Below are 20,052 nucleotides of genomic sequence, written 5' to 3'. Positions count from 1 at the left end.
GGTTCGACGAGGAGGACCGGCCGCCCGCTGCCCGTGCCGCAGGGTGCCGACGGCCGGGGACGCGTGCGGCGGGTGCGCGAGGTTGCCCGACGGGGCGCCGAGCGGCCCGGGGGCGCGCGCGGCGGGGCGTGGTGCGGAAGGTTGCCCGGCGGGGCGCCGGCGGCCCGGGGGCGCGCGCGGCGGGGCGTGGTGCGGAAGGTTGCCCGGCGGGGCGCCGGCGGCCCGGGACGCGCGCGGCGGGTGCACGGGGTTGCCGGGCGGGGCGCCGAGCCGCTGTACCGCGTGGGCTGTCAGCGGTTCGTGCCCGCCCTGCGCCGCTGGGGCGCCGTGCGAGTACCGGCGTCCGCCGCCCCGGCCGGATCCGGTGGCGTCGGCACCCAGGGGTGGCCGTCCATCAGATTGCCCAGGCCCGCCCACGCGAAGTTCATCAGGGTCGTCGCCGCCTCTCTCGCGGTGACACCGGGAGTGACGTTCGCCCAGGCGGCGAGGGACTCGGCGGCACCGACCAGGGCCTCGGCGAGCCCCGCCACCTCACGCTCGGGCAGATCGGGATCGCGCCGCGCCTCACGGGCGGCGACCACGATGAGCTGGGTCACGAACTCCACGATCTCCGTGCGCATCGCCGCGACCTCGGAGGCGAACCGCTCGCCGTGGGTGCGCGCCTGCAGATGCAGCACCGACCAGCCGTCCGGGTGTTCGGCGGTGTGCGCGAAGAACGCCTCGAGTCCGTCCCAGAGTTGGCGGTCGGCGGGCAGGTCCCGGTGCACGCCGCTGCGGACCGCCTCGGTCAGCGCCTTCGACTCACGGCGGATGCACGCCGTGAACAGGTCGTCCTTGGAGTTGAGGTACAGATACACCAACGGCTTGGAGACACCGGCGAGTTCGGCGATCTCGTCCATTGACGCGGCCATGTAGCCGCGCTGCCCGAAGGTTCGCACGGCGGCGTCCAGCATCTGCTGCTCCCGGACCGCCCGCGGCATGCGCTTGGTCTTCACGGCACCCATGGGCAAAGCCTACGGGGGGCCGGCGGCGAGGGAGTCGCTCAGGAAGAGGTCTGGGCCTGTCCCTGGGGCTGCGCCTGCGCCGCCTCGTCGACGGCCTCGTCCTCCTGGCTGCGGTTGGCCTCGATGTTGGCCTTCATCCGGTCGACCCGCTGCGATACCTGGACCGACGCGCGGTCCCGCTCCTTGCGCAGCACGACGAAGCTGATCGGTGCCGACAGGACCAGGGAGAGCAGCAGGACCCACAGGACGTTGGAGTCGCCGAAGCCACGCGGGAACGCGCCGGCGTAGACCAGGCCCCAGACGACCAGGAGGCAGCCCGCGAAGATACCGAGGCGCATCAGCGTGTAGCGGAGCATCTCAATCCAGTCTTCCGATGACGAAAAGGGGCACCGTCCAGTGAAGCACGGGCCGGGGCCGATCTTGCAGCGGGGTCAGACGAGCGGCAGCAGCATGGTGATGTCGTCGCGGTCGTCGCCCGGGGCCACGCGGATCGCGGCGGGGACGCGGCCGACCTCCTGGTAGCCGCAGGAGCCGTAGAACTTCTCCAGGCCGTGGCCGCCGCGGCAGCCGAGGCGTATCGCGGCTATGCCGTCGAAGCCGCGGGCCGCGTCGGCGGCGGCCGCGAGGAGGTCCCGGCCGTAGCCCTGCCCCTGGTGCTTCGGGTGCACCATCACCGTGTACAGCCACACCCAGTGCTTCATGAGGCGGTGGGTGTTGAAGGAGAAGAAGGCGGTGGCCGCGACGGTACCGGCCTCGTCGTGGCCCACGAGGAGCCGGTGGCGGCCCTCGGCCATGGCGACGAAGTGCTTGACCAGCTCCGGGCGGATCTCCTCGGGGGTCACCGGGGCGACGAACCCGACGGCTCCACCGGCGTTGGACACGTCCGTCCAGAGGTCGAGGATGCCGTCACGAAGGGCGGGGGTGACGGCGGGATCCAGGGTGAAGGTAAGGGGCATGGGCCGATCGCATCTATTACAAGAGCCGGTGTGAGGAGCGACTGTTCGCCGTACGGAGCGGGGTGCGATGTCGACCGCGGGCGCGTGGGGGCTTGTCGCGCGCACTTCCCCCCGCCCCTTAAAGAAAGGGGCGCTGCAGTGCGCCCCGTCAGGGGCGCGGGGAACTGCGCGTCAAGCCACGATGCACCCGCACCCGAGAACACACCCCGCGGCCCACTCAGACCCGCATCGGCTGGGGAGACTCCCGGCGCGCCGGGTCCGGGCCGTCGTACTCGCGGATGATCTCGTACCGCGTGTTCCGCTCCACCGGACGGAAGCCCGCGTCGCGGATGAGGTCCAGCAGGTCCTCGCGGGTCAGCTTGTTCGGCGTGCCGTAGTTGTCCGCGTCGTGGGTGATCTTGTACTCGACGACCGACCCGTCCATGTCGTCGGCCCCGTGCTGGAGCGCCAGCTGCGCCGTCTGGACGCCGTGCATGACCCAGAAGACCTTGACGTGCGGCACGTTGTCGAAGAGAAGACGCGAGACCGCGAAGGTCTTGAGGGCCTCCGCGCCGGTCGCCATCTGGGTGCGCGCCTGGAGCCGGTTACGGACCTTGCCGTCCTTCATGTCCACGAAGTCGTGCTGGTAGCGGAGCGGGATGAAGACCTGGAAGCCGTTCGTCTCGTCCTGGAGTTCGCGGAGACGGAGCACGTGGTCGACCCGGTGGCGGGGCTCCTCGATGTGGCCGTAGAGCATCGTGCAGGGCGTCTTGAGGCCCTTCTCGTGCGCCAGCCGGTGGATCCGGGACCAGTCCTCCCAGTGGGTGCGGTGGTCCACGATGTGCTGGCGGACCTCCCAGTCGAAGATCTCCGCGCCGCCGCCGGTGAGGGACTCCAGGCCCGCGTCGATCAGCTCGTCGAGGATCTCCGAGGCCGACAGCCCGCTGATCGTCTCGAAGTGGTGGATCTCGGTGGCCGTGAAGGCCTTGAGGGAGACGTTCGGGAGGGCCGCCTTCAGCTCCCGCAGCGACCGCGGGTAGTACCGCCACGGCAGGTTCGGGTGCAGCCCGTTGACGATGTGCAGCTCGGTGAGGTTCTCGCCCTCCATCGCCTTGGCGAGCTTCACCGCCTCCTCGATGCGCATCGTGTACGCGTCCTTCTCGCCCGGCTTGCGCTGGAATGAGCAGTACGCGCAGGACGCGGTGCACACGTTGGTCATGTTGAGGTGACGGTTGACGTTGAAGTGGACGACGTCACCGTTCTTCCGCGTCCGCACCTCGTGCGCGAGGCCGCCCAGCCAGGCCAGGTCGTCCGACTCGTACAGCGCGATGCCGTCCTCGCGGGTCAGCCGCTCACCGGCCCTGACCTTCTCCTCCAGCTCACGCTTGAGCCCGACGTCCATGCCCACACCTTTCGTCACGACCACGACCACCCCACCGTACGGCTAGACCTCTTCGGGCAGTTCCCCGACCCGGTTCTCCCACTTCGTGGACAGCACGATGGTGGTACGGGTCCGGGAGACGCCCTTGGTCCCGGACAGCCGCCGGATGGTCTTCTCCAGGCCGTCGACGTCCGTCGAGCGCACCTTGAGCATGAAGGAGTCGTCGCCGGCGATGAACCAGCAGTCCTCGATCTCCGGCAGGTCCCGCAGCCGCTGCGCCACGTCCTCGTGGTCGGCCGCGTCGGACAGGGAGATGCCGATCAGGGCGATGACACCGAGGCCGAGCGAGGCCGCGTTCACGGTGGCGCGGTAGCCGGTGATGACACCGGCCGCCTCCAGCCGGTTGATGCGGTCGGTGACGCTGGGTCCCGACAGTCCGACGAGGCGCCCCAGCTCCGCGTACGAGGCCCGGCCGTTCTCCCTCAGGGCCTGGATGAGCTGCCTGTCCACGGCGTCCATGCGATCGAAGCCTTCCGCTGAAAGTTCCCGAAGTAGATGAGAGGTACTGCAGGGGTGGTGCCTGGTGGTGCCGGGTGGTGCTGCCCGGTGGTGCCGGGTCCTGCTACCTGCTGCCGCTCCCGAGGTCGCCCTCCCAGCGGCGGTACAGCCGGTGCCCCACACCGGCCGCGTCCAGCACCCGCCCGGCGACGAAGTCCACCAGGTCCTGGATGTGCGTCGCGCCCGCGTAGAACGCCGGGGAGGTGGGAACGACGACCGCCCCCAGGTCGTCCAGGGTGACCAGGTGACGCAGCGTCTGGCCGTTCAGCGGGGTCTCGCGGACGGCGACGACGAGCGGCCGGCGCTCCTTCAGGTTGACACTGGCCGCCCGCTGGAGCAGGTCCTTGGAGAGCCCGAGCGCGACCCCGGCGACGGCGGCGGTGGACGCCGGCACGATCAGCATGCCCTTGGTCCGGTACGACCCCGAGGACGGCCCGGCGGCCAGGTCCCCGGCGTTCCAGTACCGCACCCGCGCCAGGTCCGCCTGGAAGGTCCCCGGCTTGCCGTCGGCCCCCCGGGCCAGCCACTCCCCCAGGTCGTCCTGCCAGTGCGCGTCCCGGAAGGAGATCCCGGTCTCGTCCAGCAGGGTGAGCCGCGACGCCCGGCTGACCACCAGGTCCACGCTCTCGCCCGCGTCCAGCAGCGCACGCAGCACAGCGGCCGCGTACGGCGTACCGGACGCCCCGGACACCCCCACGATCCAAGGCACGCGCTGTGTTTCTCCTGCGTTCACACCTTGAGCGTACCGGCGCGCCCGACCGAGTTCAGGACGGGGCCGCGGTGGCCGACGGTACTCAGACCGTCAGGCCCCGGACCAGCAGGTCCAGCAGGGCGCACACGAAGAGGGCAATGCCGATGAACCCGTTGACGCTGAAGAAGGCGCGGTTGAGGCGGGAGAGGTCGTGCGGGCGGACGATGGAGTGCTCGTAGGCGAAGGCGCCGGCGACGATCACCAGGCCCAGCCAGAAGAACCCGCCCGCGTGCGTCGCCACGGCGTACCAGACGAACAGGGCCGTGGTGACCAGGTGACAGGCGCGGGCACCCCAGATCGCGGCCGGGATGCCGAAGCGGGCCGGGACCGACCTGACGCCGATCTCGCGGTCGGTCGTCACGTCCTGGCAGGCGTAGATCAGGTCGAAGCCGCCGATCCAGATGCCGACCGCGAGGCCGAGGATCACCGCGTCCCAGGACCACTCGCCGGTGATCGCCAGCCACCCGCCGATCGGGCCCATGGCCTGGGCGAGACCCAGGATGGCCTGCGGGAAGTTCGTGAACCGCTTGCCGTAGGGGTAGACCACCATCGGGATCACCGCGACGGGGGCGAGGGCCAGGCAGAGCGGGTTGAGCAGGGCCGCGGCGCCGAGGAAGACCACCACCGCGATCAGCGCGCCGGTCCAGGCGTGCTTCACGCTCATCGCGCCGGTGACCAGCTCACGGTGGGCCGTGCGCGGGTTCCGGGCGTCGATCTCGCGGTCGATGATCCGGTTAACGGCCATCGCGAAGGTACGCAGGCCGACCATGCAGATCGTGACCAGGAGCAGCCGCGCCCAGTGGATGTTCTTGTCCCACTCGAACATCGCGGTCAGCGCGGCGATGTACGCGAAGGGCAGGGCGAAGACCGAGTGCTCGATCATCACCAGACGGAGGAAGGCTTTCGTGCGTCCCGGCTGCGGGAGCGCTGCGGAAGCGGAGCTCACAGTCCGTACTCCTTCCAGCGGCGGTCGACCGTCGCCGCCGTATCCGGGTCCGACAGGACCATGTCCGGCCAGCCCCCGTCCCTGGTGTAACCCTCCTCGGGCCACTTCTTCGTCGCGTCGATGCCCGCCTTGCCGCCCCAGAACTGCTGGTAGGAGGCGTGGTCGAGATGGTCGACGGGGCCCTCCACGACCGTGAGGTCACGGGCGTAGTCGGTGTTGCCGAGGGCTCGCCAGGCGACCTCGTGCAGGTCGTGGACGTCGCAGTCGGAGTCGACGACCACGATCAGCTTGGTGAGGGACATCATGTGCGCCCCCCAGATCGCGTGCATGACCTTCTGCGCGTGCTTCGGGTACTTCTTGTCGATCGAGACGATCGCACAGTTGTGGAAACCGCCGGCCTCGGGGAGGTGGTAGTCCACGATGTCCGGGACGATGATCTTCAGGAGGGGCAGGAAGAAGCGCTCGGTGGCGCGGCCGAGGGGGCCGTCCTCCGTCGGGGGGCGGCCGACCACGATCGACTGCAGGAGCGGGCGCTTCCGCATCGTCACGCAGTCGATGGTCAGCGCCGGGAACGGCTCCTGCGGGGTGTAGAAGCCGGTGTGGTCGCCGAAGGGGCCCTCGGGGAGCATCTCGCCCGGCTCCAGCCAGCCCTCCAGGACGACCTCGGCGTTCGCCGGGACCTGCAGCGGGACCGTCTTGCAGTCGACCATCTCGATCCGCCGGCCCGCGATGAACCCGGCGAACAGGTACTCGTCGATGTCACCGGGGAGCGGGGCGGTGGAGGCGTAGGTGACGGCGGGCGGGCAGCCGAAGGCGATCGCGACGGGCAGCCGCTCGCCCCTGCGGGCCGCCACCTGGTAGTGGTTGCGGCTGTCCTTGTGGATCTGCCAGTGCATGCCGATGGTGTTCCGGTCGTGCCGCTGGAGCCGGTACAGGCCCAGGTTGCGGATGCCGGACTCGGGGTCCCTGGTGTGGGTCAGGCCCAGGTTGAAGAAGGAGCCGCCGTCCTGCGGCCAGGTGAACAGGGCCGGCAGCTGGTCCAGGTCGACGTCGTCGCCGTGCAGGACGACCTCCTGGACCGGCGCTTCCTTGACCTTCTTCGGCGGTACGTGGGCCATCGCGCCGAGCTTCCCGAACGCCTCCCGCACACCGACGAAGCCGTGCGGGAGTTCGGGGCGTAGCAGCCCGCCGATCTTCTCGGAGATCTCGCCGTACGACTTCAGGCCGAGGGCCTTGAGCAGGCGCCGGTCGGTGCCGAAGACGTTCATGGCCAGGGGCATGCTGGAGCCGCGCACGTTCTCGAAGAGCAGCGCCGGTCCGCCCGCCTTCTGCACCCGGTCGACGATCTCCCCGACCTCCAGATACGGGTCGACCTCGGCCTTGACACGCTTGAGGTCTCCCTCGCGCTCCAGTGCCCGGAGCAGGGAGCGAAGATCGTCGTAAGCCATGCGTCCCAGTATCGGCCACCCGGGGCCCGGGCCCGGTCACCGCCCCCTGCGATACCCCCTGCGATACTCGTCGGCCATGATCGTCCGCCGCCGGATAAGCCGGTTACCGCTGCTCGCCCTGCTGCTCGTGCTCGCCGCCTGTGCGCCACGCCAGGACACCGGCGGCTCGCCGGTCTCCCCGTTGACCCGCGTCCCGGCCGCCGACCGCGAGGCCGCCCCCGACCTGTCGGGCAGTGGCCTGGACGGCAGGGCGGTACGGCTCGCCGACTACCGGGGCAAGGTCGTCGTCCTGAACGTGTGGGCGTCCTGGTGCGGGCCCTGCCGGGCCGAGGCGCCCGAACTGTCCAAGGCTCAGCAGGAGTTGGCGGCCAAGGGGGTCCAGGTGTTCGGGGTGGACACGGACGCCCGGCGGGACAAGGGGAGGTCGTTCGAGCGGACGCACGGGCTGGTCTACCCGAGTCTGCACGACCCCGGCAGCCGCAAGCTGCTCCGGCTGCCCCGGGGCTATGCGCCGCAGGCGCTGCCGTACACCCTCTTCATCGACCGGGACGGGAGGATCGCCGCGAAGTACCTGAGCCCGCTCACGGCGGCGGACGTCCGCACGATCATCCGGCCGCTGCTGGCCGAGAAGGCGTGACTAGTGGCCGTTGCCCGCAAGGCACTTGGCGCTCGCCCTGACGGGCGCCACCAGGTGGCTGAGCTCCAGCAGCACCGCGTCCGGCCGAGGCACCGAGCCCGCAACCGAGACCTCCACGGCCGGGCTGCGGCCATAGGTGACCAGGTACTTGCGGTCGCCGGCAGGGTCCCCCGCCCGTTCCCGCCACACCCAGTCCACGCCGTCCACAGTGACGCACGCGTCCGTCGTCGGGGCGGGCGGGGTGAGGCCGCAGCGCAGCTCCACCGCGCCGTGACCCCAGACCGCGAGGCCCTCGAAGGTGACCGGGTCCCGTTCGGCGCCGCCGAGGCGGTCGGGGTAACGGTCGGCGATCCGCGCGCACGCCGGGTCCTTCGCCAGCGGTCCCTGCGCCAGGCCGAACACCGGCGAACTCAGCTCGTACGCCACCAGTCCGGCACCGGTCAGCAGACCGGCCGCGACCACACCAGCCGCCGTCCGCCCCCGGCGAGACCGCCTACGCACCCTCACGGATCCCCCTCCGATCGAGGGGACCCATCATGCCCACGGCCCCGGCGGCGGACGCCGGCCACCCGCTACTCTGGCCGCCATGCTCAGGTATCTGCCTTTTCTGCTGGTCCTCGCGCTGTGGATCTACGCCTTCGTGGACTGCCTGAACACCCCCGAGGACGAGGTCCGTGCCCTGCCGAAACTGGTGTGGGTGCTGATCATCCTGCTCTTCGGCGAGGTGCTGGTGGGCCCGGTGGCCTGGCTGGTCGCGGGCAGGGCACGGCAGCCGCGGGAGCGGTGGGTCGCGCCGGACGACAACCCGGAGTTCCTGAAGTCCCTGAAGCCGGAGGATCCGCGTACCGACTGACCGGGCGCGTTCCGCCGGACCAGCGCCCCGACCTGAGCCGCGGTCAGCTCCCGCTGGAACACGCGTACCTGCCTGATCGAGCCCGGGCACCGGCCGGAGGGGCCGCCGCCGGCTTCGGCCCGGCCGATGAGCCCCGACCAGGACACCCGGCACCTGCGCTGTCGCCGCGGTTCACGGACTACGTGGTACCGGAGCCGGAGGGCATGCGGCCCTGATCCGGGTCAGCAGGGCGAATCGTCGCGCAGGTGCTGCTTCGCCCATTCGCCGAGTTCCTTCAGCGACGGCTCGAGCGCGGCGCCCGCCGCGGTCAGCCGGTAGGAGACCCGCAGCGGTGGGCCCTCGTCGACCTCGCGCACGACGAGCCCGGCGGCGCCGAGTTCGGTGAGCCGGTCGGAGAGCATGCGTTCGCTGATGCCGGGGATGGCGCGGCGCAGGTTGGCGAAGTGGGTCGGCTGGTCCATCAGGACGGACAGGATCGGGCCGTTCCAGCGCTTTCCCAGCACCTGGAAGACGCGGGTGATGCCGACGTCCACACCTTTGCACTGCTCCGGGTCGTGCACCTGGTCCACCGCCATGGAATCAGGGTACAGGCCCACCACGACTGGGGCTGAAAAAAAGTAAGCACCTGTGTTATCTATAGCTGAGTACGAATTCTCAGCCCCTCGCGTCTCGCGCCGGGCCCGCTACCCCTGTGTCTGGAGACACCCATGGCCACCCTTCTCCACATCGACTCCTCGCTCATGCCGGGCGCGGCGTCCGCCTCCCGTGCCGTCACGGAGGCCTTCCGCGCGGCATGGCAGGAGCAGCACCCCGACGGCACGGTGATCTACCGCGACCTGGCGGCGAACCCGGTGCCGCACATCACCGCGGCCTCCCACAGCGCCGGCTTCGTCGACCCCGCCGCCCACTCCCCCGAGCAGGCGGCGGCCTTCGCCGACCGTGTGCAGCTGATCGAGGAGCTGGAGCGGGCGGACGCGATCCTCATAGGCGCGCCGATGTACAACTTCACGATCCCGTCGACGCTCAAGGCGTGGCTGGACAACGTGGTCCTGTTCAACCGCACGATGGGCGAGAACCCCTCCGCCAAGGGCACCCCGGTCACCGTCGTGGCCAGCCGTGGCGGTTCGTACGCGCCGGGCACCCCGCGGGAGCCGTTCGAGTACGTGCAGAACTACCTGAGCGCGGTCCTGGCCGACGGTCTCGGCCTCGAAGTCGACTTCATCGTGCCGGAACTGACGATGGCTCCGCAGAACCCGGCCATGGCCGAACTCGTGCCGCTCTACGAGGCCTCCCGCGACCGCGCCCTCCAGGAGGCGGCCGACAAGGCGAAGGACCTGGCCGGACGTCTCGCCGCGTAGCGACCCCGGCGGAGCCGATTGCGCCGATCGGCCCAGCTCCGCATGCGGACCCGATGGCGGGCGGTTGTGATGGACGCGTTCTCACCCCGCTACCAGGAGGCCTTCATGCGCATCCGAGCCATCGCCGCCACCGGCGCCCTCGCCACCGCCCTCGTCCTCGGCGGCACCACCGCCGCCTTCGCCGACAACGGTGCCGACGCCACCGGCTCCGCGGCCAACAGCCCGGGCGTGCTGTCGGGCAACGTCGTCGAGGTACCGATCAGCATTCCGGTCAACGCGTGCGGCGACAGCATCAGCGTGATCGGCCTGCTCAACCCGGCGGCCGCCAACGCCTGCACCAGCGGCTGACCCGGCCGGAGCGCCGCCCGCGGAAGCTTCCGGAGGACCGACCCGCCTCCGGAAGCTTCCGCATGCGTGCAGGTTGTACGCCGGTGAGCCGTCCGAGACGGACAATGCGCCCCTGGGCCGGACCGGGCGCGAACCCGACACTTACCTCGTATGACGACTGCTCCCGCCGGTTCCACCACCAGTATCGCGCCCGAGTACGGCGACCGGGTCATCGCCGTGGAGGCGGCGGGCTCGGAACCGATCCCCGACGCCGAACGCCACGGCAGCCCGCTCCAGCTCCTGTGGACCTGGGCCTCCCCCAACATCGAGTTCGCGACCGTCTACATCGGCGTGATCGCGGTCCTCTTCTTCGGCCTGGACTTCTGGACGGCCACCGCCGCGATCCTGCTGGGCACCGCGATCGGCGCGGTCACCCAGGGCGTGCTGTCGCTGGACGGGCCACGGTTCGGCGTCCCGCAGATGGTGGTCGGCCGCTTCTCCTTCGGTTACCTCGGCAACATCCTGCCCTCCGCCGCCAACGGCCTGCTCGCGGGCGTCGGCTGGTTCGCGGTGAACAGCGTGAGCGCGGCCTTCGCCCTGAACACGCTGACCGGACTGCGACCGCTCCCCTCCCTGCTCCTCGTCGTGGTCGCGGAGATCCTGATCGGCTTCATCGGCCACAACTTCGTGCACACCTTCGAGAAGTACGCGTTCCCGGCCCTCGCGGTGATCTTCCTGCTGGCCGGGGTGTGGACCTTCAAGGACGCGGACCTCGGCGGGGGCGGCTCGGGCGGCGGGGTCGGCGGCTTCCTGCTCGCGTTCAGCGCGGCCTGGGGGTACGCGGCCGGCTGGAACCCGTACGCCACGGACTACTCGCGCTACCTCCCGCGCACCGCGAACAAGGTCAGGACGATCCTCTACCCGGCGCTGGGCCTGTTCGTGTCGGTCTCGATCGTCGCCGTCGTCGGCGCCGCCTCGGCCACGATCATCGCCCCGAAGGACGCCACGCCCACGGCCGCCTTCACCGGTCACCTGCCCGGCTGGCTCGGCGACCTCGTCCTGCTCGCCATCATGCTCGGCGGGGTCTCGGCGAACGCCCTCAACGTGTACTCCGGGGCGATCTCCATCGCCTCCTTCGGCCTGAAGCTCCCCACCTGGCTGAGCCGCAGCGCGCTGGTCGTGGTGTCGGGCATCGCCGGGACGGCGGCGGCCTGGGCCTCGCTGGACGACGCGGGGGCCGCGTACGAGGCGTTCCTGCTGGTCATCGCGTACTGGGTGGCGCCCTGGCTGGGTGTCGTGCTGGTCGAACGGTGGCTCCAGCGCCGTACCGCGACCGACGAGCAGCTCGCCGCCCGCCTGACCGACCGCTCCTTCACCAACTGGCCCGGTCTCGCGTCCCTGTTGATCGGCGTCGCGGTCTCCGTGCCGCTCTTCTCCAACCAGGAGGACTTCGTGGGCTGGGTGCCCGAGCACCACCCCGCCTTCGGCGACATCACGCCGGTCGTCGGCTTCGCGGTGAGCGCGCTGCTGTACGCGGCGCTGCGGGGCCGGGTCCGGCGGACACCGTGACCCGGCCCGGGTGACCGGGAGCCCTACTCGGTCTCCGACTTGAGGTACTTCTCGTACTGCTCGGCGCTCAGCAGGTTGTCGAGAGCCTTCTTGTCGGAGACCTCGATCTTGATCACCCACGCGTCGTGCGGCTCGGTGTTGAGCAACTCGGGTTCGGAGTCGAGTTCCTCGTTCACCGCGATCACCTTGCCGCGGACCGGCAGGTAGATCTCGCTCACCGCCTTCACCGACTCCACGGTGCCGAACGGCTCACCCGCCTCGAACGCCTGGCCCACGGCCGGCACTTCCACGAACACGATGTCACCGAGCTGCTTCTGGGCGAACTCGGTGATCCCGATCTCGGCGGAGCCGCCGTTCATGCGGATCCATTCGTGTTCCCGGGTGTACTTGCAGTCGGACGGGTACATGGCGCGGCTCCTTCGAGGTCGGTTCGGCGCAATCAGCCTGCCACCCCCGTCGCCCTGCGTAACGATCCGGATACACCGCGCGGGTGACGGTCCGCCGGGCCTAATCGTCGTCCCGCAGCCGCCGCCAGATACCGGTGCGGTGCAGCACGTAGACGGCGCCGGCCAGGAAGACCACCTGGAGTCCCACGGCGAGCAGCCAGAACTCGTCCCTGGTCTCCAGCCTGTCCGTCAGGAAGGTGAAGTTCATGCCGAAGAACCCGGTCAGGAACGACAGCGGCAGGAAGATCACCGACACGATGGCCAGCCGGTTGATCATGGCGTTCTGTTCACCCGCGACCAGGGACGAGTAGCTGGCCATGGCGCGGCGCGCGGCGTCCTGGAGGGACTCGATGTCGGTGCGGACCAGGCGGGCCGCGCGGGCGAACTCCTGGGCGAGGCGCCGCCGTTCGGCCGGGAAGTCGCTGCTCATCATCCGGCGGGTGACCACCTCGTCGACCGCCTGGAGGTAGGGCAGCAGCGAGTGGTGCAGGAGGGCGGCCCGGCGGCGCAGCTGGGACAGCAGGTGGATCTGCTCGGGGTGCCGGTCCTCGAACATGGCGTCCTCCAGCTCCTCCACCTGGAGCAGCGCGTCCACCGTGGCGCGGCGGAACGTCGCCAATGCCTCCTGGAGCAGCAGGAACAGCGTGGCCACGGCGTCATGGGGCCGCTCCCGCCGCAGCTGTGCACTGAGGCCCGGCGCCAGGACGGCCCGGCCCCAGTGGGCGACCACCAGGAAACGCTCGCCGGCCAGGACGTGCGCGTGCGTGACCCGGTCCGCCACGACCACGGGCACGACGAAACCGGCGATGCCCCCCAGGAACTCGGCCCGCGGCGACTCGTCCGGCACACCGAACCAGTCCAGGTCCTCGTCGTCCAGCCCGAGCCGCCGCGCCACCGACTCCACCGCCGGAACGGCCTCCTGCGGCAGTTGGACCGCGAGGAGCAGGAACGGGTCCCCGGCAAGGCGCCGACGGGCCTCCGGCACCGAGATACGCGTCGTGCCCCCGTCCGGCACCGACACCATCGTCACGACCATCGCCTCACCGCTGATCCCGTCGGCCACGGTCCCAGCGTCCGCGCGGTCCCCGGTCCCCGCACTCGGAAACGCCCGGATGCCGGGCGGGGCGGCCACCAACGGGTGAGAGCCGGTTCGCTCAGGCCACCGTGCGCAGCCCGCTCACCGCCACCGCCGTCCCCCGCACCACCCGGTGCGCGCAGGCCGCCGTCAGCAGTTCGCCCAGCAGGTCGGGGTCGTCGATCTCCAGCCCGAGGAGGGCCTCGATGCGTTCCAGGCGCTGGTAGAGGGACTGGCGGCCGATGTGGAGGAGGGCCGCCGTGCGGGTCGGGGAGCAGCCGTGGCGGAGGTGGACCTCCAGGGTGCGGACCAGGTCGCTGGCGTGGACGGCCTCCCAGGCCAGCAGCGGGCCGAGGGTGTGCTGGACGAGAACGGCGAGACGGTCGCGGTTGGCGGCGACACCGCCCCGGGTCAGCTCCCGTTCCAGGGCGAGCGCGCGGGCGGAGGTCACCAACGGGCCCTGCGCCGGGGCCGGTTCCGCGGGCGGCACGGTCAAGGCCAGTTCGAGGGTGGTGCGGGCCGCGCGCAGCGTCTCGCTCCAGTGCAGCCAGCCGCCGCCCGCGTCGACGGCGTGCCCGACGGCGACGGTAAGCCCGGCGCCGGCGACCGTGCGAAAGGCCTCCTGGACCGCGCGGACGGGGTCGCGGGAGCCGAGGCCCGCGCCGACGCCCGCACCCGGGCCGCGCCGGTCGACGCCCGCACGGCCGCCGGCGCCCGGCAGCGCGACCAGCGCGAGTACGTCACCGGGGAACGCCGCCCGCATCGCCCCCGCCCCGCCCAGCAGCCGCACCGCCCGGTCCACGGCTCCGGTCTCCCGCGTCCCGTGCACCGACACCCCGATCAGCCGCGTCCCCGGCCCCGGACGGAACCCGGCGAGCGCCGAGCGGGCCTCCACCTCCGGCTGGTTCAGCGCGGCCCGGTCGGCCAGGTCGGCCAGCAGGGCCGCCGTGTGATCGTCGCCCCAGGGCCGCACCACCGCACGCCCGGACAGCCCCCGGGCCACGATCGCCCGGTTGGCGGCCTCGGCGATCCGGACGAAGGGCACCACCCGGTGCAGGGCGAGCAGCGGCAGGCCGAGGCGGCAGGCCTCGTCGGTCACTTCGGGCGGCATGCTGGGCAGGGCCCGCCCGACCTCCACCGCGAGACCGGCCGCACCGCGCGCCGCCAGCTCCCGCACGTACCGGCGGCGGACCTCGTCGCCGGCGTCGGTCAGGCCGAAGCCGTTGGTGAGGAGCAGTTCGCCGCCGTCGAGGAAGTTGGCGCCCTCGTAGACCTCGCTGGAGTGCACCCAGCGCACGGGGCGGTCCAGGGCGCCCTCCCCGGCGAGCAGTTCGGGACGGGCCGCCCGCACGGGGTCGAGGGCCAGGACTTCGCGGAGGGTGAGTGCGGGCACGGGGACCTCCAGGGGACGGGCACGGGCGCTGACATTTCGTCCTGCCACGGGTTGCCCGGAGGGTACTTTCCGCACGTTGCCCTCGTGTTTCGGCCACAGGAGAGTGAAGACATGGATCAGCTGCAAGCACGGACCTGGCTCGCCACCGCCGTCGCCGAGGCCCGCGCCGGGCTCGCCGAGGGGGGCATCCCGATCGGCGCCGCGCTCTACGGCGCCGACGGCGCACTGCTCGGCCGTGGGCACAACCGGCGGGTGCAGGACGGCGATCCGTCCCTGCACGCCGAGACCGCCGCCTTCCGCGCGGCGGGTCGGCAGCGGTCGTACCGGGGCACCACCATGGTGACGACTCTGTCGCCGTGCTGGTACTGCTCGGGTCTGGTCCGCCAGTTCGGCATCTCCCGGGTGGTGATCGGCGAGGCGACCACCTTCCACGGCGGCCATGACTGGCTCGCCGAGCACGGTGTGGAGATCGTCCTGCTGGACGACCCGGAGTGCGTCGACGTGATGCGCGCCTTCATCAAGAACCATCCGGCCCTGTGGAACGAGGACATCGGCGATGAGTGAGACGACCAGCACCGGCCCCCGTATCCCCAGCGTCGATCTGCGGCCCTGGCTCGACGGGGACGAGGACGACCGGCGGGAGATCGCCCGGACCGTCGACAGTGCCCTGCAGACCGCCGGCTTCCTGCTCGTCACTGGGCACGGCGTCGACGCGGAGCTGCGGAACGGGGTCCGGGAGGCCGCGCGGCGGTTCTTCGCGCTGTCCGACGAGGTGAAGCAGGCGTACGAGGTGAAGGTCGGCGGACGCGGCTGGCTGGGGCCCGGCGCGGAGGCCAACGGCTACTCGGAGGGCACCGAGACCCCGCCCGACCTGAAGGAGTCGCTGACCTTCGCGACCCACGAGCCGTTCGAGGACCCGCTGGTCAACGCCGAGTGGTACGCGCCCAACGTGTGGCCGGCGGAGGTGCCCGAGCTGCGGACGCTCTGCGAGGAGTACCTGGACCGGATGGCCGAGCTGGAGAAGGAGCTGCTGTCCCTCCTCGGGTACGCGCTCGGGCTCGAACGGGACTTCTTCTCCCGGCACATGGACCATCCGACGTACGGCTTCAACATCAACTGGTATCCGGGGACCGAGGTGCTCGGCGAGCCCGCGCCGGGGCAGTTCCGGATCGGACCGCACACCGACTTCGGGACGGTGACCATCCTGGACCGGCAGGCCGGCAAGGGCGGGCTTCAGGTGTTCACGGACGAGGGCGGCTGGGAGGACGCGCCCTTCGACCCGGCCGCCTTCACCATCAACATCGGTGACCTGATGGCCCGTTGGACCGGCGACCGGTGGCGGTCGGGGCGGCACCGGGTACTGCCGCCGCCCACCGACGCGCCCGCCGAGGAGCTGATGTCCCTCGTCTACTTCGGCGAGTGCACCCCGGGCACCACCGTCGAGTCGGTCCCGGCGCCGGTCGGCCGGGTGGCGTACCCGCCGGTCGACTCGCACGTCTACCTGCGGGAGAAGCTGGACTCCATCACGGTCGGCTGACCACCACCACGGCGATGTCACTCCCGGTGCCGGTTTCGTAACCATACGGACATCACTCGGTCTGGCCCGAAGCAACCACCCCTTCTTACACTGGCGTCAGGGGGGAGATGCCTTGCACAGACGGTTGCACGGGCGTGGGGCGCTGTTCGACGCGGAGCCGGCCGGGCTCATACCGAGGATCGTCGGGTTACGGCCGCACCAGCACCGTGCCCATCCCCTCGAACACCCCGGCGAGCTGCCGTTCGTGGTGTTGACCGGGGCCCGGGGGCTCGGCAAGAGCGCGGTGCTCGGCGAGTTACGGGACGCCTACCGGGGGCACACCCCGGTCGCGCTCGTCGACTGCGCGGAGGCGCAGTTCGCGGCGCCGCCCGCGGAGCGGCCCGCCGAGTCCTGGTCGCCGGTCGCGCAGGCCCTGCTGGTCGTCGCCGAGCAGCTCGCCGAACCGGTCACGGGAGCCGGCCGGATCACCTTCCCGCGCCTCATGTCCGGGCTGGTCGCGGTGGCCGCCGGCGGCTGGGGCGACGCCGACTCGGAGCGGATCCGGCGCGAGGTGGAGCGGATCCTGCTGCTGAACGAGAGCGGCTCCTGGATCAGCGGGTTCGCCGGGCGGTGGGCCGGCAAGGTGGCCGCGAAGGTGGTCGCCGCCGCCACCGGCACCGGGCCGCTGGTCTCCGGCGCCATCGAGGCCACCCTGGAGTCGATCGCCGAGGGCTTCGCCAGCCGCCGGCACCAGAAGGCGTCCGTCTGGTACCGCACGTACCCCAACGCGGGCGGCCACGCGCAGCGCGGGCTGATCCTGCTGTCCGGGCACTTCCGGGCCGGCGGCACCTCACGGGAGCACGCCGAGCGCTATCTCGTACGGGCCCTGCTCGCCGACCTGACGGAGGCGTACAGCGGGGTGCTGCCCCGGATGCAGCGGCTCGGCCGCCCGCTGGTGCTGGTCGACAACGCGGGGACCGGGCCGGGTCCGGGCCTGCTCGACGCCGTGCTGCGCGACCGCGCCGACGGGGTCGCCGACCAGGTGGCGTTCGTCGCCGGGCTGCGCGGCGACGGCCGGGAGCTGCTGCGCAACGGCGTACGACGGGAGCTGGCCGAGGTCGCCCGGCGCACCGAGTGGGCCCCGGACGCGGCCGTTCCGTCCTCGCGGGCGCTGCTGGTGGCGTTACCGCCGCTCTCCCCCGACGACACCCTGCATCTCGTCGCCACCCCGGCCGCACCCCAACTTCCGCACGCCGTGCACCGGTTGACCGGCGGGAATCCGCTGGGCATCGCCGTGCTCGCGGAGGCCGCGGCCCAGCACCCGGACCGGGCCGGCGCGCTGGGCGACCTGCTCACCGCCGAGGTGCGCCTCACGGAGGACGGACCGTCCGCCCCGGTCTACCGCGAACTCCTCGACCGGCTGGTCCCGCAGGACCGGCTCGACGAACTGACCGTGCTCGCCGCCGCCCACGACCACGACTCGGCGTGCGCGCTGGCCGCCGCGCTGCTCCCGGACGACTTCGGTCCGGCGGACGTACGGGCGTTGCAGAGCCGGCTCGCCGGGGAGGGGCTGCCGGTGGTGCCCGGGCAGTTCGTCGGCGACCCCTTCGTACGGACCCTGCTGCTGCTCCGGCTGCATCTGCGGGACCCCGACCACGGCGGCTGGCGCACCGCCCACGAGATGCTGGTCGCGTACTACACGCAGGACCGCCCGGACGGTCGGGCCCGCTTCCGGCTCCACCACCAACTGGCCCTGGGCCGCACCGAGTCGGCGGTCGCCCACCTCCGAGACACCTTCCCGGTCCTGGACACCCGCGCCTGGCTGGGGACCCTGCGGTTCGTCGCCTCGGCGCCCTACTTCCACGCCCACGACGCCGAGGGCCGCGACTTCGCCGGGCACGGCGACCGCCGGGCTGCGGTGGCGCTGGGCCGCACGGACGCCGGACAGCGGGTGCCGGAGGACGTGGATCCCGTACTGCATCTGCGCATCCGGCGGCTGCTGCACGCGGTGTGGCATCTGACCGATCCGCTGGTACTGCCCGACCCGAAGGTGGGCGACCGGCTCCGCTTCGAGCTGGAGCAGCTGTCCAACCTGCGGCCGGCCGGCAACGCGCTGCTGTGGCGGGCCTCCCGGGACTGGCCCACGGCCGCGTTGGCGGGCCGCCCGCCCGCCGACCCGGAGGACGACGAGGGCGACGACGAGCGGAGCGGGGTGGCGTGATGGCGCGGCGGGGTGTGGGCACGTGGTTGCGCGAGGGCGTCTGGGAGATCCCGCTGCGCCGCTATCTCGCCCTGCTCGTCACGGCGGGGCTGATCGCCGGCCTGGTGGTCGGGGTGCGGGCGGCCGTCCACGACGACCGGTCCTGCGCGCCGGGGGTGGCCCGCCCCGAGGACAGCGACGAGTGCGTGGGCGTGGCGACGACGGCGTTCGACTTCGGGCACCCGCAGCTGCGGGCCACGGTCCGGGCGATCGCCCGGGAGAACGCCCGCCTCAGGCCCGGGCGTTATGTGACGGTGGCGGTGATGCTGCCGTACACCGCGACGGCGGCGGCGAGCCTCGCCGACATCCAGCACGAGCTCCAGGGCGCCTACCTGGCCCAGTACCAGGCCAACCACGACTCCAACGGGGAGTCCCCGGCGATCCGGCTGGTGCTGGCCAACCCCGGTGCGACCAGCCAGTACTGGCAGAAGATGGTCGCGCAGCTGGCGCGGATGACCGGCTCCACGGACCGGCTGCGGGCGGTGGCCGGGGTCGGGCAGAGCACCGACGACAACAAGAAGGCCGTCAAGGAGCTGACCCGGCTGGGGATCCCCGTGGTGGGCTCGTCGATCACCGCCGACGACCTCGCCAACGGGCAGGCCGGCAAGGACCCCTACCCCGGTCTGGCGCGGGTGTCCCCGACCAACACCGACGAGGCCCGTGCGCTCGCCTCCTTCGCCAAGGTCGGGGCGGGCCGGGCGCTGCTGGTCTACGACAAGCCGGGCGACCCGTACACGCGGACGCTCCAGAGGTCGTTCGCCGCGCTGATCAAGGGCTCGCCCTACGAGCCCCAGCCGTTCACACCGCCGGCCGACCGCAGCAAGGAGGGGACGACCGCGAACACGTTCCGGCAGATCACCAACCTGGTCTGCGACACCTCGCGGTCGACCGACACGATCCTGTTCGCCGGCCGGCACACGCAGCTGCGGCAGTTCATCAACGCGCTGGGCGGACGGGGCTGCCAGGACCGGAAGTTCACGGTGCTGACCGGGGACGAGGGGTCGTACCTCACCGGCGAGAAGGACCTGGACCGGGACGCGCTACGGCACAATCTCTCGGTCCGCTACACCGCCCTCGCCCATCCGGACGCGTGGCTGAAGGACAGCCCGAGGACCGGGGGTTCGGCGGCCGAGGCCAAGACGCTGGCGCGGCTGCTGAAGAGTGCGGAGAAGTCACCGGTGGGGCCGATCGGGCCGGTGGCCCTGGAGGACGGGCAGCTGATCATCGCGTACGACGCGACGCGGCTCGCGGTGCATGGCATTCGCGAGGCGGTGCCGGAGGGCAAGTCGGTGCCGACACTCGCCGACGTGGGGTTGCAGTGGCCCCAGGTGAAGGGGTCGTTGCGGGTGGACGGGGCGAGTGGGTGGATCTGCCTGGACGCGCACGGGAACCCGTACGACAAGGCGGTGCCGGTGGTGGAGCTGCGCCCGGAGGGCGGGTCGCGGTTCGTGACGATCGCCTGGCCGGAGGGGAAGCCGCCGGGTGGGGCGTGTCTGCCGCCGTCGTAGCGCGGGTGCGTCGTGGCTGGTCGCGCCCACGCGGCGGAGCCGCACGTTGGCACAGCCCCGCGCCTGACGGGGCGCCTCAGCCAGATC

Annotated in this window: 22 protein-coding genes; 9 read left to right on the top strand and 13 right to left on the bottom strand. The window is 71.9% G+C overall.

From position 1 onward, the window contains the following. Window positions 1–290: 290 nt before the first annotated feature. The 8 genes from ACZ4N4_RS41285 to ACZ4N4_RS41250 form a co-directional block, all read right to left on the bottom strand. Window positions 291–1,004 carry a TetR/AcrR family transcriptional regulator gene (locus ACZ4N4_RS41285; protein WP_453576836.1) on the bottom strand — a complete coding sequence of 238 codons (714 nt, stop codon included), beginning with the start codon at window positions 1,002–1,004 and terminating at the stop codon, window positions 291–293. Window positions 1,005–1,042: 38 nt separating this feature from the next. Beyond that, on the bottom strand, window positions 1,043–1,360 hold the full coding sequence (locus tag ACZ4N4_RS41280; RefSeq protein ID WP_453576835.1) for a DUF4229 domain-containing protein: 318 nt from the start codon (window positions 1,358–1,360) through the stop codon (window positions 1,043–1,045). Between the two features lie 75 nt (window positions 1,361–1,435). After that, a complete protein-coding gene (locus ACZ4N4_RS41275; RefSeq protein ID WP_453576833.1) occupies window positions 1,436–1,960 on the bottom strand; it encodes a GNAT family N-acetyltransferase in 525 nt (174 codons plus the stop codon). 217 nt (window positions 1,961–2,177) lie between these two features. Further along, window positions 2,178–3,341, bottom strand: a complete 1,164-nt coding sequence (gene mqnE / locus ACZ4N4_RS41270; RefSeq protein WP_351486357.1) for an aminofutalosine synthase MqnE — start codon at window positions 3,339–3,341, stop codon at window positions 2,178–2,180. Between the two features lie 42 nt (window positions 3,342–3,383). Continuing rightward, window positions 3,384–3,839, bottom strand: coding sequence for an Lrp/AsnC family transcriptional regulator (locus ACZ4N4_RS41265; protein WP_073901832.1), 456 nt, complete (start codon window positions 3,837–3,839; stop codon window positions 3,384–3,386). 103 nt (window positions 3,840–3,942) lie between these two features. Continuing rightward, entirely contained in the window at window positions 3,943–4,587 is a 645-nt protein-coding gene (locus ACZ4N4_RS41260; RefSeq protein ID WP_467598812.1) for a UbiX family flavin prenyltransferase, read from the bottom strand. An 85-nt stretch (window positions 4,588–4,672) separates the two neighbouring features. Further along, window positions 4,673–5,575: a menaquinone biosynthesis prenyltransferase MqnP gene (gene mqnP / locus ACZ4N4_RS41255; protein WP_453576826.1), complete on the bottom strand. Its 903-nt coding sequence runs from the start codon at window positions 5,573–5,575 to the stop codon at window positions 4,673–4,675. Further along, window positions 5,572–7,023 carry a menaquinone biosynthesis decarboxylase gene (locus tag ACZ4N4_RS41250; RefSeq protein WP_453576824.1) on the bottom strand — a complete coding sequence of 484 codons (1,452 nt, stop codon included), beginning with the start codon at window positions 7,021–7,023 and terminating at the stop codon, window positions 5,572–5,574. Before ACZ4N4_RS41250 ends, mqnP begins: the two co-directional genes overlap by 4 nt. Window positions 7,024–7,099: 76 nt before the next feature. Here ACZ4N4_RS41250 and ACZ4N4_RS41245 point away from each other — a divergent pair, with 76 nt between their 5' ends. Next, complete coding sequence (locus tag ACZ4N4_RS41245; RefSeq protein ID WP_467598808.1) at window positions 7,100–7,660, top strand: TlpA family protein disulfide reductase; 561 nt, start codon at window positions 7,100–7,102, stop codon at window positions 7,658–7,660. On the opposite strand, the gene ACZ4N4_RS41240 is transcribed toward ACZ4N4_RS41245, so the two are convergent. Further along, a complete protein-coding gene (locus ACZ4N4_RS41240) occupies window positions 7,661–8,161 on the bottom strand; it encodes a DUF3515 family protein (RefSeq protein ID WP_467598805.1) in 501 nt (166 codons plus the stop codon). It lies immediately after the preceding gene. An 85-nt stretch (window positions 8,162–8,246) separates the two neighbouring features. Between ACZ4N4_RS41240 and ACZ4N4_RS41235 the strand changes: the two genes are divergently transcribed. Beyond that, window positions 8,247–8,513, top strand: coding sequence for a PLD nuclease N-terminal domain-containing protein (locus tag ACZ4N4_RS41235; protein ID WP_453576815.1), 267 nt, complete (start codon window positions 8,247–8,249; stop codon window positions 8,511–8,513). Window positions 8,514–8,734: 221 nt separating this feature from the next. Here the strand turns inward: ACZ4N4_RS41235 and ACZ4N4_RS41230 are convergent, their stop codons facing one another. Continuing rightward, window positions 8,735–9,088, bottom strand: a complete 354-nt coding sequence (locus ACZ4N4_RS41230; protein WP_453576814.1) for a winged helix-turn-helix transcriptional regulator — start codon at window positions 9,086–9,088, stop codon at window positions 8,735–8,737. A gap of 132 nt (window positions 9,089–9,220) precedes the next feature. Between ACZ4N4_RS41230 and ACZ4N4_RS41225 the strand changes: the two genes are divergently transcribed. The 3 genes from ACZ4N4_RS41225 to ACZ4N4_RS41215 all read left to right on the top strand — a co-directional run bounded on the left by ACZ4N4_RS41225 (window position 9,221) and on the right by ACZ4N4_RS41215 (window position 11,767). Next, entirely contained in the window at window positions 9,221–9,871 is a 651-nt protein-coding gene (locus ACZ4N4_RS41225) for an FMN-dependent NADH-azoreductase (protein ID WP_453576811.1), read from the top strand. Between the two features lie 105 nt (window positions 9,872–9,976). Then, on the top strand, window positions 9,977–10,219 hold the full coding sequence (locus tag ACZ4N4_RS41220; RefSeq protein WP_453576808.1) for a chaplin: 243 nt from the start codon (window positions 9,977–9,979) through the stop codon (window positions 10,217–10,219). A gap of 150 nt (window positions 10,220–10,369) precedes the next feature. Then, window positions 10,370–11,767 (top strand): purine-cytosine permease family protein, encoded by a 1,398-nt coding sequence (locus tag ACZ4N4_RS41215; protein WP_453576805.1) that lies wholly within the window; start codon window positions 10,370–10,372, stop codon window positions 11,765–11,767. A 23-nt stretch (window positions 11,768–11,790) separates the two neighbouring features. On the opposite strand, the gene gcvH is transcribed toward ACZ4N4_RS41215, so the two are convergent. The 3 genes from gcvH to ACZ4N4_RS41200 all read right to left on the bottom strand — a co-directional run bounded on the left by gcvH (window position 11,791) and on the right by ACZ4N4_RS41200 (window position 14,681). Further along, window positions 11,791–12,174: a glycine cleavage system protein GcvH gene (gene gcvH / locus ACZ4N4_RS41210; RefSeq protein WP_467598799.1), complete on the bottom strand. Its 384-nt coding sequence runs from the start codon at window positions 12,172–12,174 to the stop codon at window positions 11,791–11,793. Window positions 12,175–12,274: 100 nt separating this feature from the next. After that, the gene (locus ACZ4N4_RS41205; RefSeq protein WP_467598796.1) at window positions 12,275–13,276 is read right to left on the bottom strand and encodes a CorA family divalent cation transporter; all 1,002 of its coding nucleotides are present in this window, start codon (window positions 13,274–13,276) and stop codon (window positions 12,275–12,277) included. Between the two features lie 91 nt (window positions 13,277–13,367). Continuing rightward, the gene (locus tag ACZ4N4_RS41200) at window positions 13,368–14,681 is read right to left on the bottom strand and encodes a PucR family transcriptional regulator (RefSeq protein WP_467598793.1); all 1,314 of its coding nucleotides are present in this window, start codon (window positions 14,679–14,681) and stop codon (window positions 13,368–13,370) included. Between the two features lie 111 nt (window positions 14,682–14,792). Between ACZ4N4_RS41200 and ACZ4N4_RS41195 the strand changes: the two genes are divergently transcribed. From ACZ4N4_RS41195 to ACZ4N4_RS41180, 4 genes are all read left to right on the top strand, one after another. Continuing rightward, the gene (locus ACZ4N4_RS41195; protein ID WP_360489050.1) at window positions 14,793–15,245 is read left to right on the top strand and encodes a nucleoside deaminase; all 453 of its coding nucleotides are present in this window, start codon (window positions 14,793–14,795) and stop codon (window positions 15,243–15,245) included. Next, window positions 15,238–16,218 (top strand): isopenicillin N synthase family dioxygenase, encoded by a 981-nt coding sequence (locus tag ACZ4N4_RS41190; RefSeq protein WP_467598790.1) that lies wholly within the window; start codon window positions 15,238–15,240, stop codon window positions 16,216–16,218. The genes ACZ4N4_RS41195 and ACZ4N4_RS41190 overlap by 8 nt, the downstream gene beginning before the upstream one ends. Window positions 16,219–16,330: 112 nt before the next feature. Further along, a complete protein-coding gene (locus ACZ4N4_RS41185; RefSeq protein WP_467598787.1) occupies window positions 16,331–18,418 on the top strand; it encodes a hypothetical protein in 2,088 nt (695 codons plus the stop codon). Next, the gene (locus ACZ4N4_RS41180) at window positions 18,418–19,965 is read left to right on the top strand and encodes a type 1 periplasmic-binding domain-containing protein (protein WP_467598784.1); all 1,548 of its coding nucleotides are present in this window, start codon (window positions 18,418–18,420) and stop codon (window positions 19,963–19,965) included. The genes ACZ4N4_RS41185 and ACZ4N4_RS41180 overlap by 1 nt, the downstream gene beginning before the upstream one ends. Window positions 19,966–20,052 lie beyond the last annotated feature (87 nt).

The sequence above is a fragment of the Streptomyces sp. NPDC026538 genome, assembly GCF_055567535.1.
Note: the sequence above shows the minus strand (reverse complement) of the source record. Positions and strands in the feature narration are given on the sequence as shown.

Excerpts from the sequence above, each read along its gene's own strand:
- ACZ4N4_RS41285 (WP_453576836.1), bottom strand. The coding sequence starts at position 1,004 with ATGGGTGCCGTGAAGACCAAGCGCATGCCGCGGGCGGTCCGGGAGCAG.
- ACZ4N4_RS41280 (WP_453576835.1), bottom strand. The coding sequence starts at position 1,360 with ATGCTCCGCTACACGCTGATGCGCCTCGGTATCTTCGCGGGCTGCCTC.
- ACZ4N4_RS41275 (WP_453576833.1), bottom strand. The coding sequence starts at position 1,960 with ATGCCCCTTACCTTCACCCTGGATCCCGCCGTCACCCCCGCCCTTCGT.
- mqnE (WP_351486357.1), bottom strand. The coding sequence starts at position 3,341 with ATGGACGTCGGGCTCAAGCGTGAGCTGGAGGAGAAGGTCAGGGCCGGT.
- ACZ4N4_RS41265 (WP_073901832.1), bottom strand. The coding sequence starts at position 3,839 with ATGGACGCCGTGGACAGGCAGCTCATCCAGGCCCTGAGGGAGAACGGC.
- ACZ4N4_RS41250 (WP_453576824.1), bottom strand. The coding sequence starts at position 7,023 with ATGGCTTACGACGATCTTCGCTCCCTGCTCCGGGCACTGGAGCGCGAG.
- ACZ4N4_RS41245 (WP_467598808.1), top strand. The coding sequence starts at position 7,100 with ATGATCGTCCGCCGCCGGATAAGCCGGTTACCGCTGCTCGCCCTGCTG.
- ACZ4N4_RS41235 (WP_453576815.1), top strand. The coding sequence starts at position 8,247 with ATGCTCAGGTATCTGCCTTTTCTGCTGGTCCTCGCGCTGTGGATCTAC.
- ACZ4N4_RS41230 (WP_453576814.1), bottom strand. The coding sequence starts at position 9,088 with ATGGCGGTGGACCAGGTGCACGACCCGGAGCAGTGCAAAGGTGTGGAC.
- ACZ4N4_RS41225 (WP_453576811.1), top strand. The coding sequence starts at position 9,221 with ATGGCCACCCTTCTCCACATCGACTCCTCGCTCATGCCGGGCGCGGCG.
- ACZ4N4_RS41220 (WP_453576808.1), top strand. The coding sequence starts at position 9,977 with ATGCGCATCCGAGCCATCGCCGCCACCGGCGCCCTCGCCACCGCCCTC.
- ACZ4N4_RS41215 (WP_453576805.1), top strand. The coding sequence starts at position 10,370 with ATGACGACTGCTCCCGCCGGTTCCACCACCAGTATCGCGCCCGAGTAC.
- gcvH (WP_467598799.1), bottom strand. The coding sequence starts at position 12,174 with ATGTACCCGTCCGACTGCAAGTACACCCGGGAACACGAATGGATCCGC.
- ACZ4N4_RS41195 (WP_360489050.1), top strand. The coding sequence starts at position 14,793 with ATGGATCAGCTGCAAGCACGGACCTGGCTCGCCACCGCCGTCGCCGAG.
- ACZ4N4_RS41190 (WP_467598790.1), top strand. The coding sequence starts at position 15,238 with ATGAGTGAGACGACCAGCACCGGCCCCCGTATCCCCAGCGTCGATCTG.
- ACZ4N4_RS41180 (WP_467598784.1), top strand. The coding sequence starts at position 18,418 with ATGGCGCGGCGGGGTGTGGGCACGTGGTTGCGCGAGGGCGTCTGGGAG.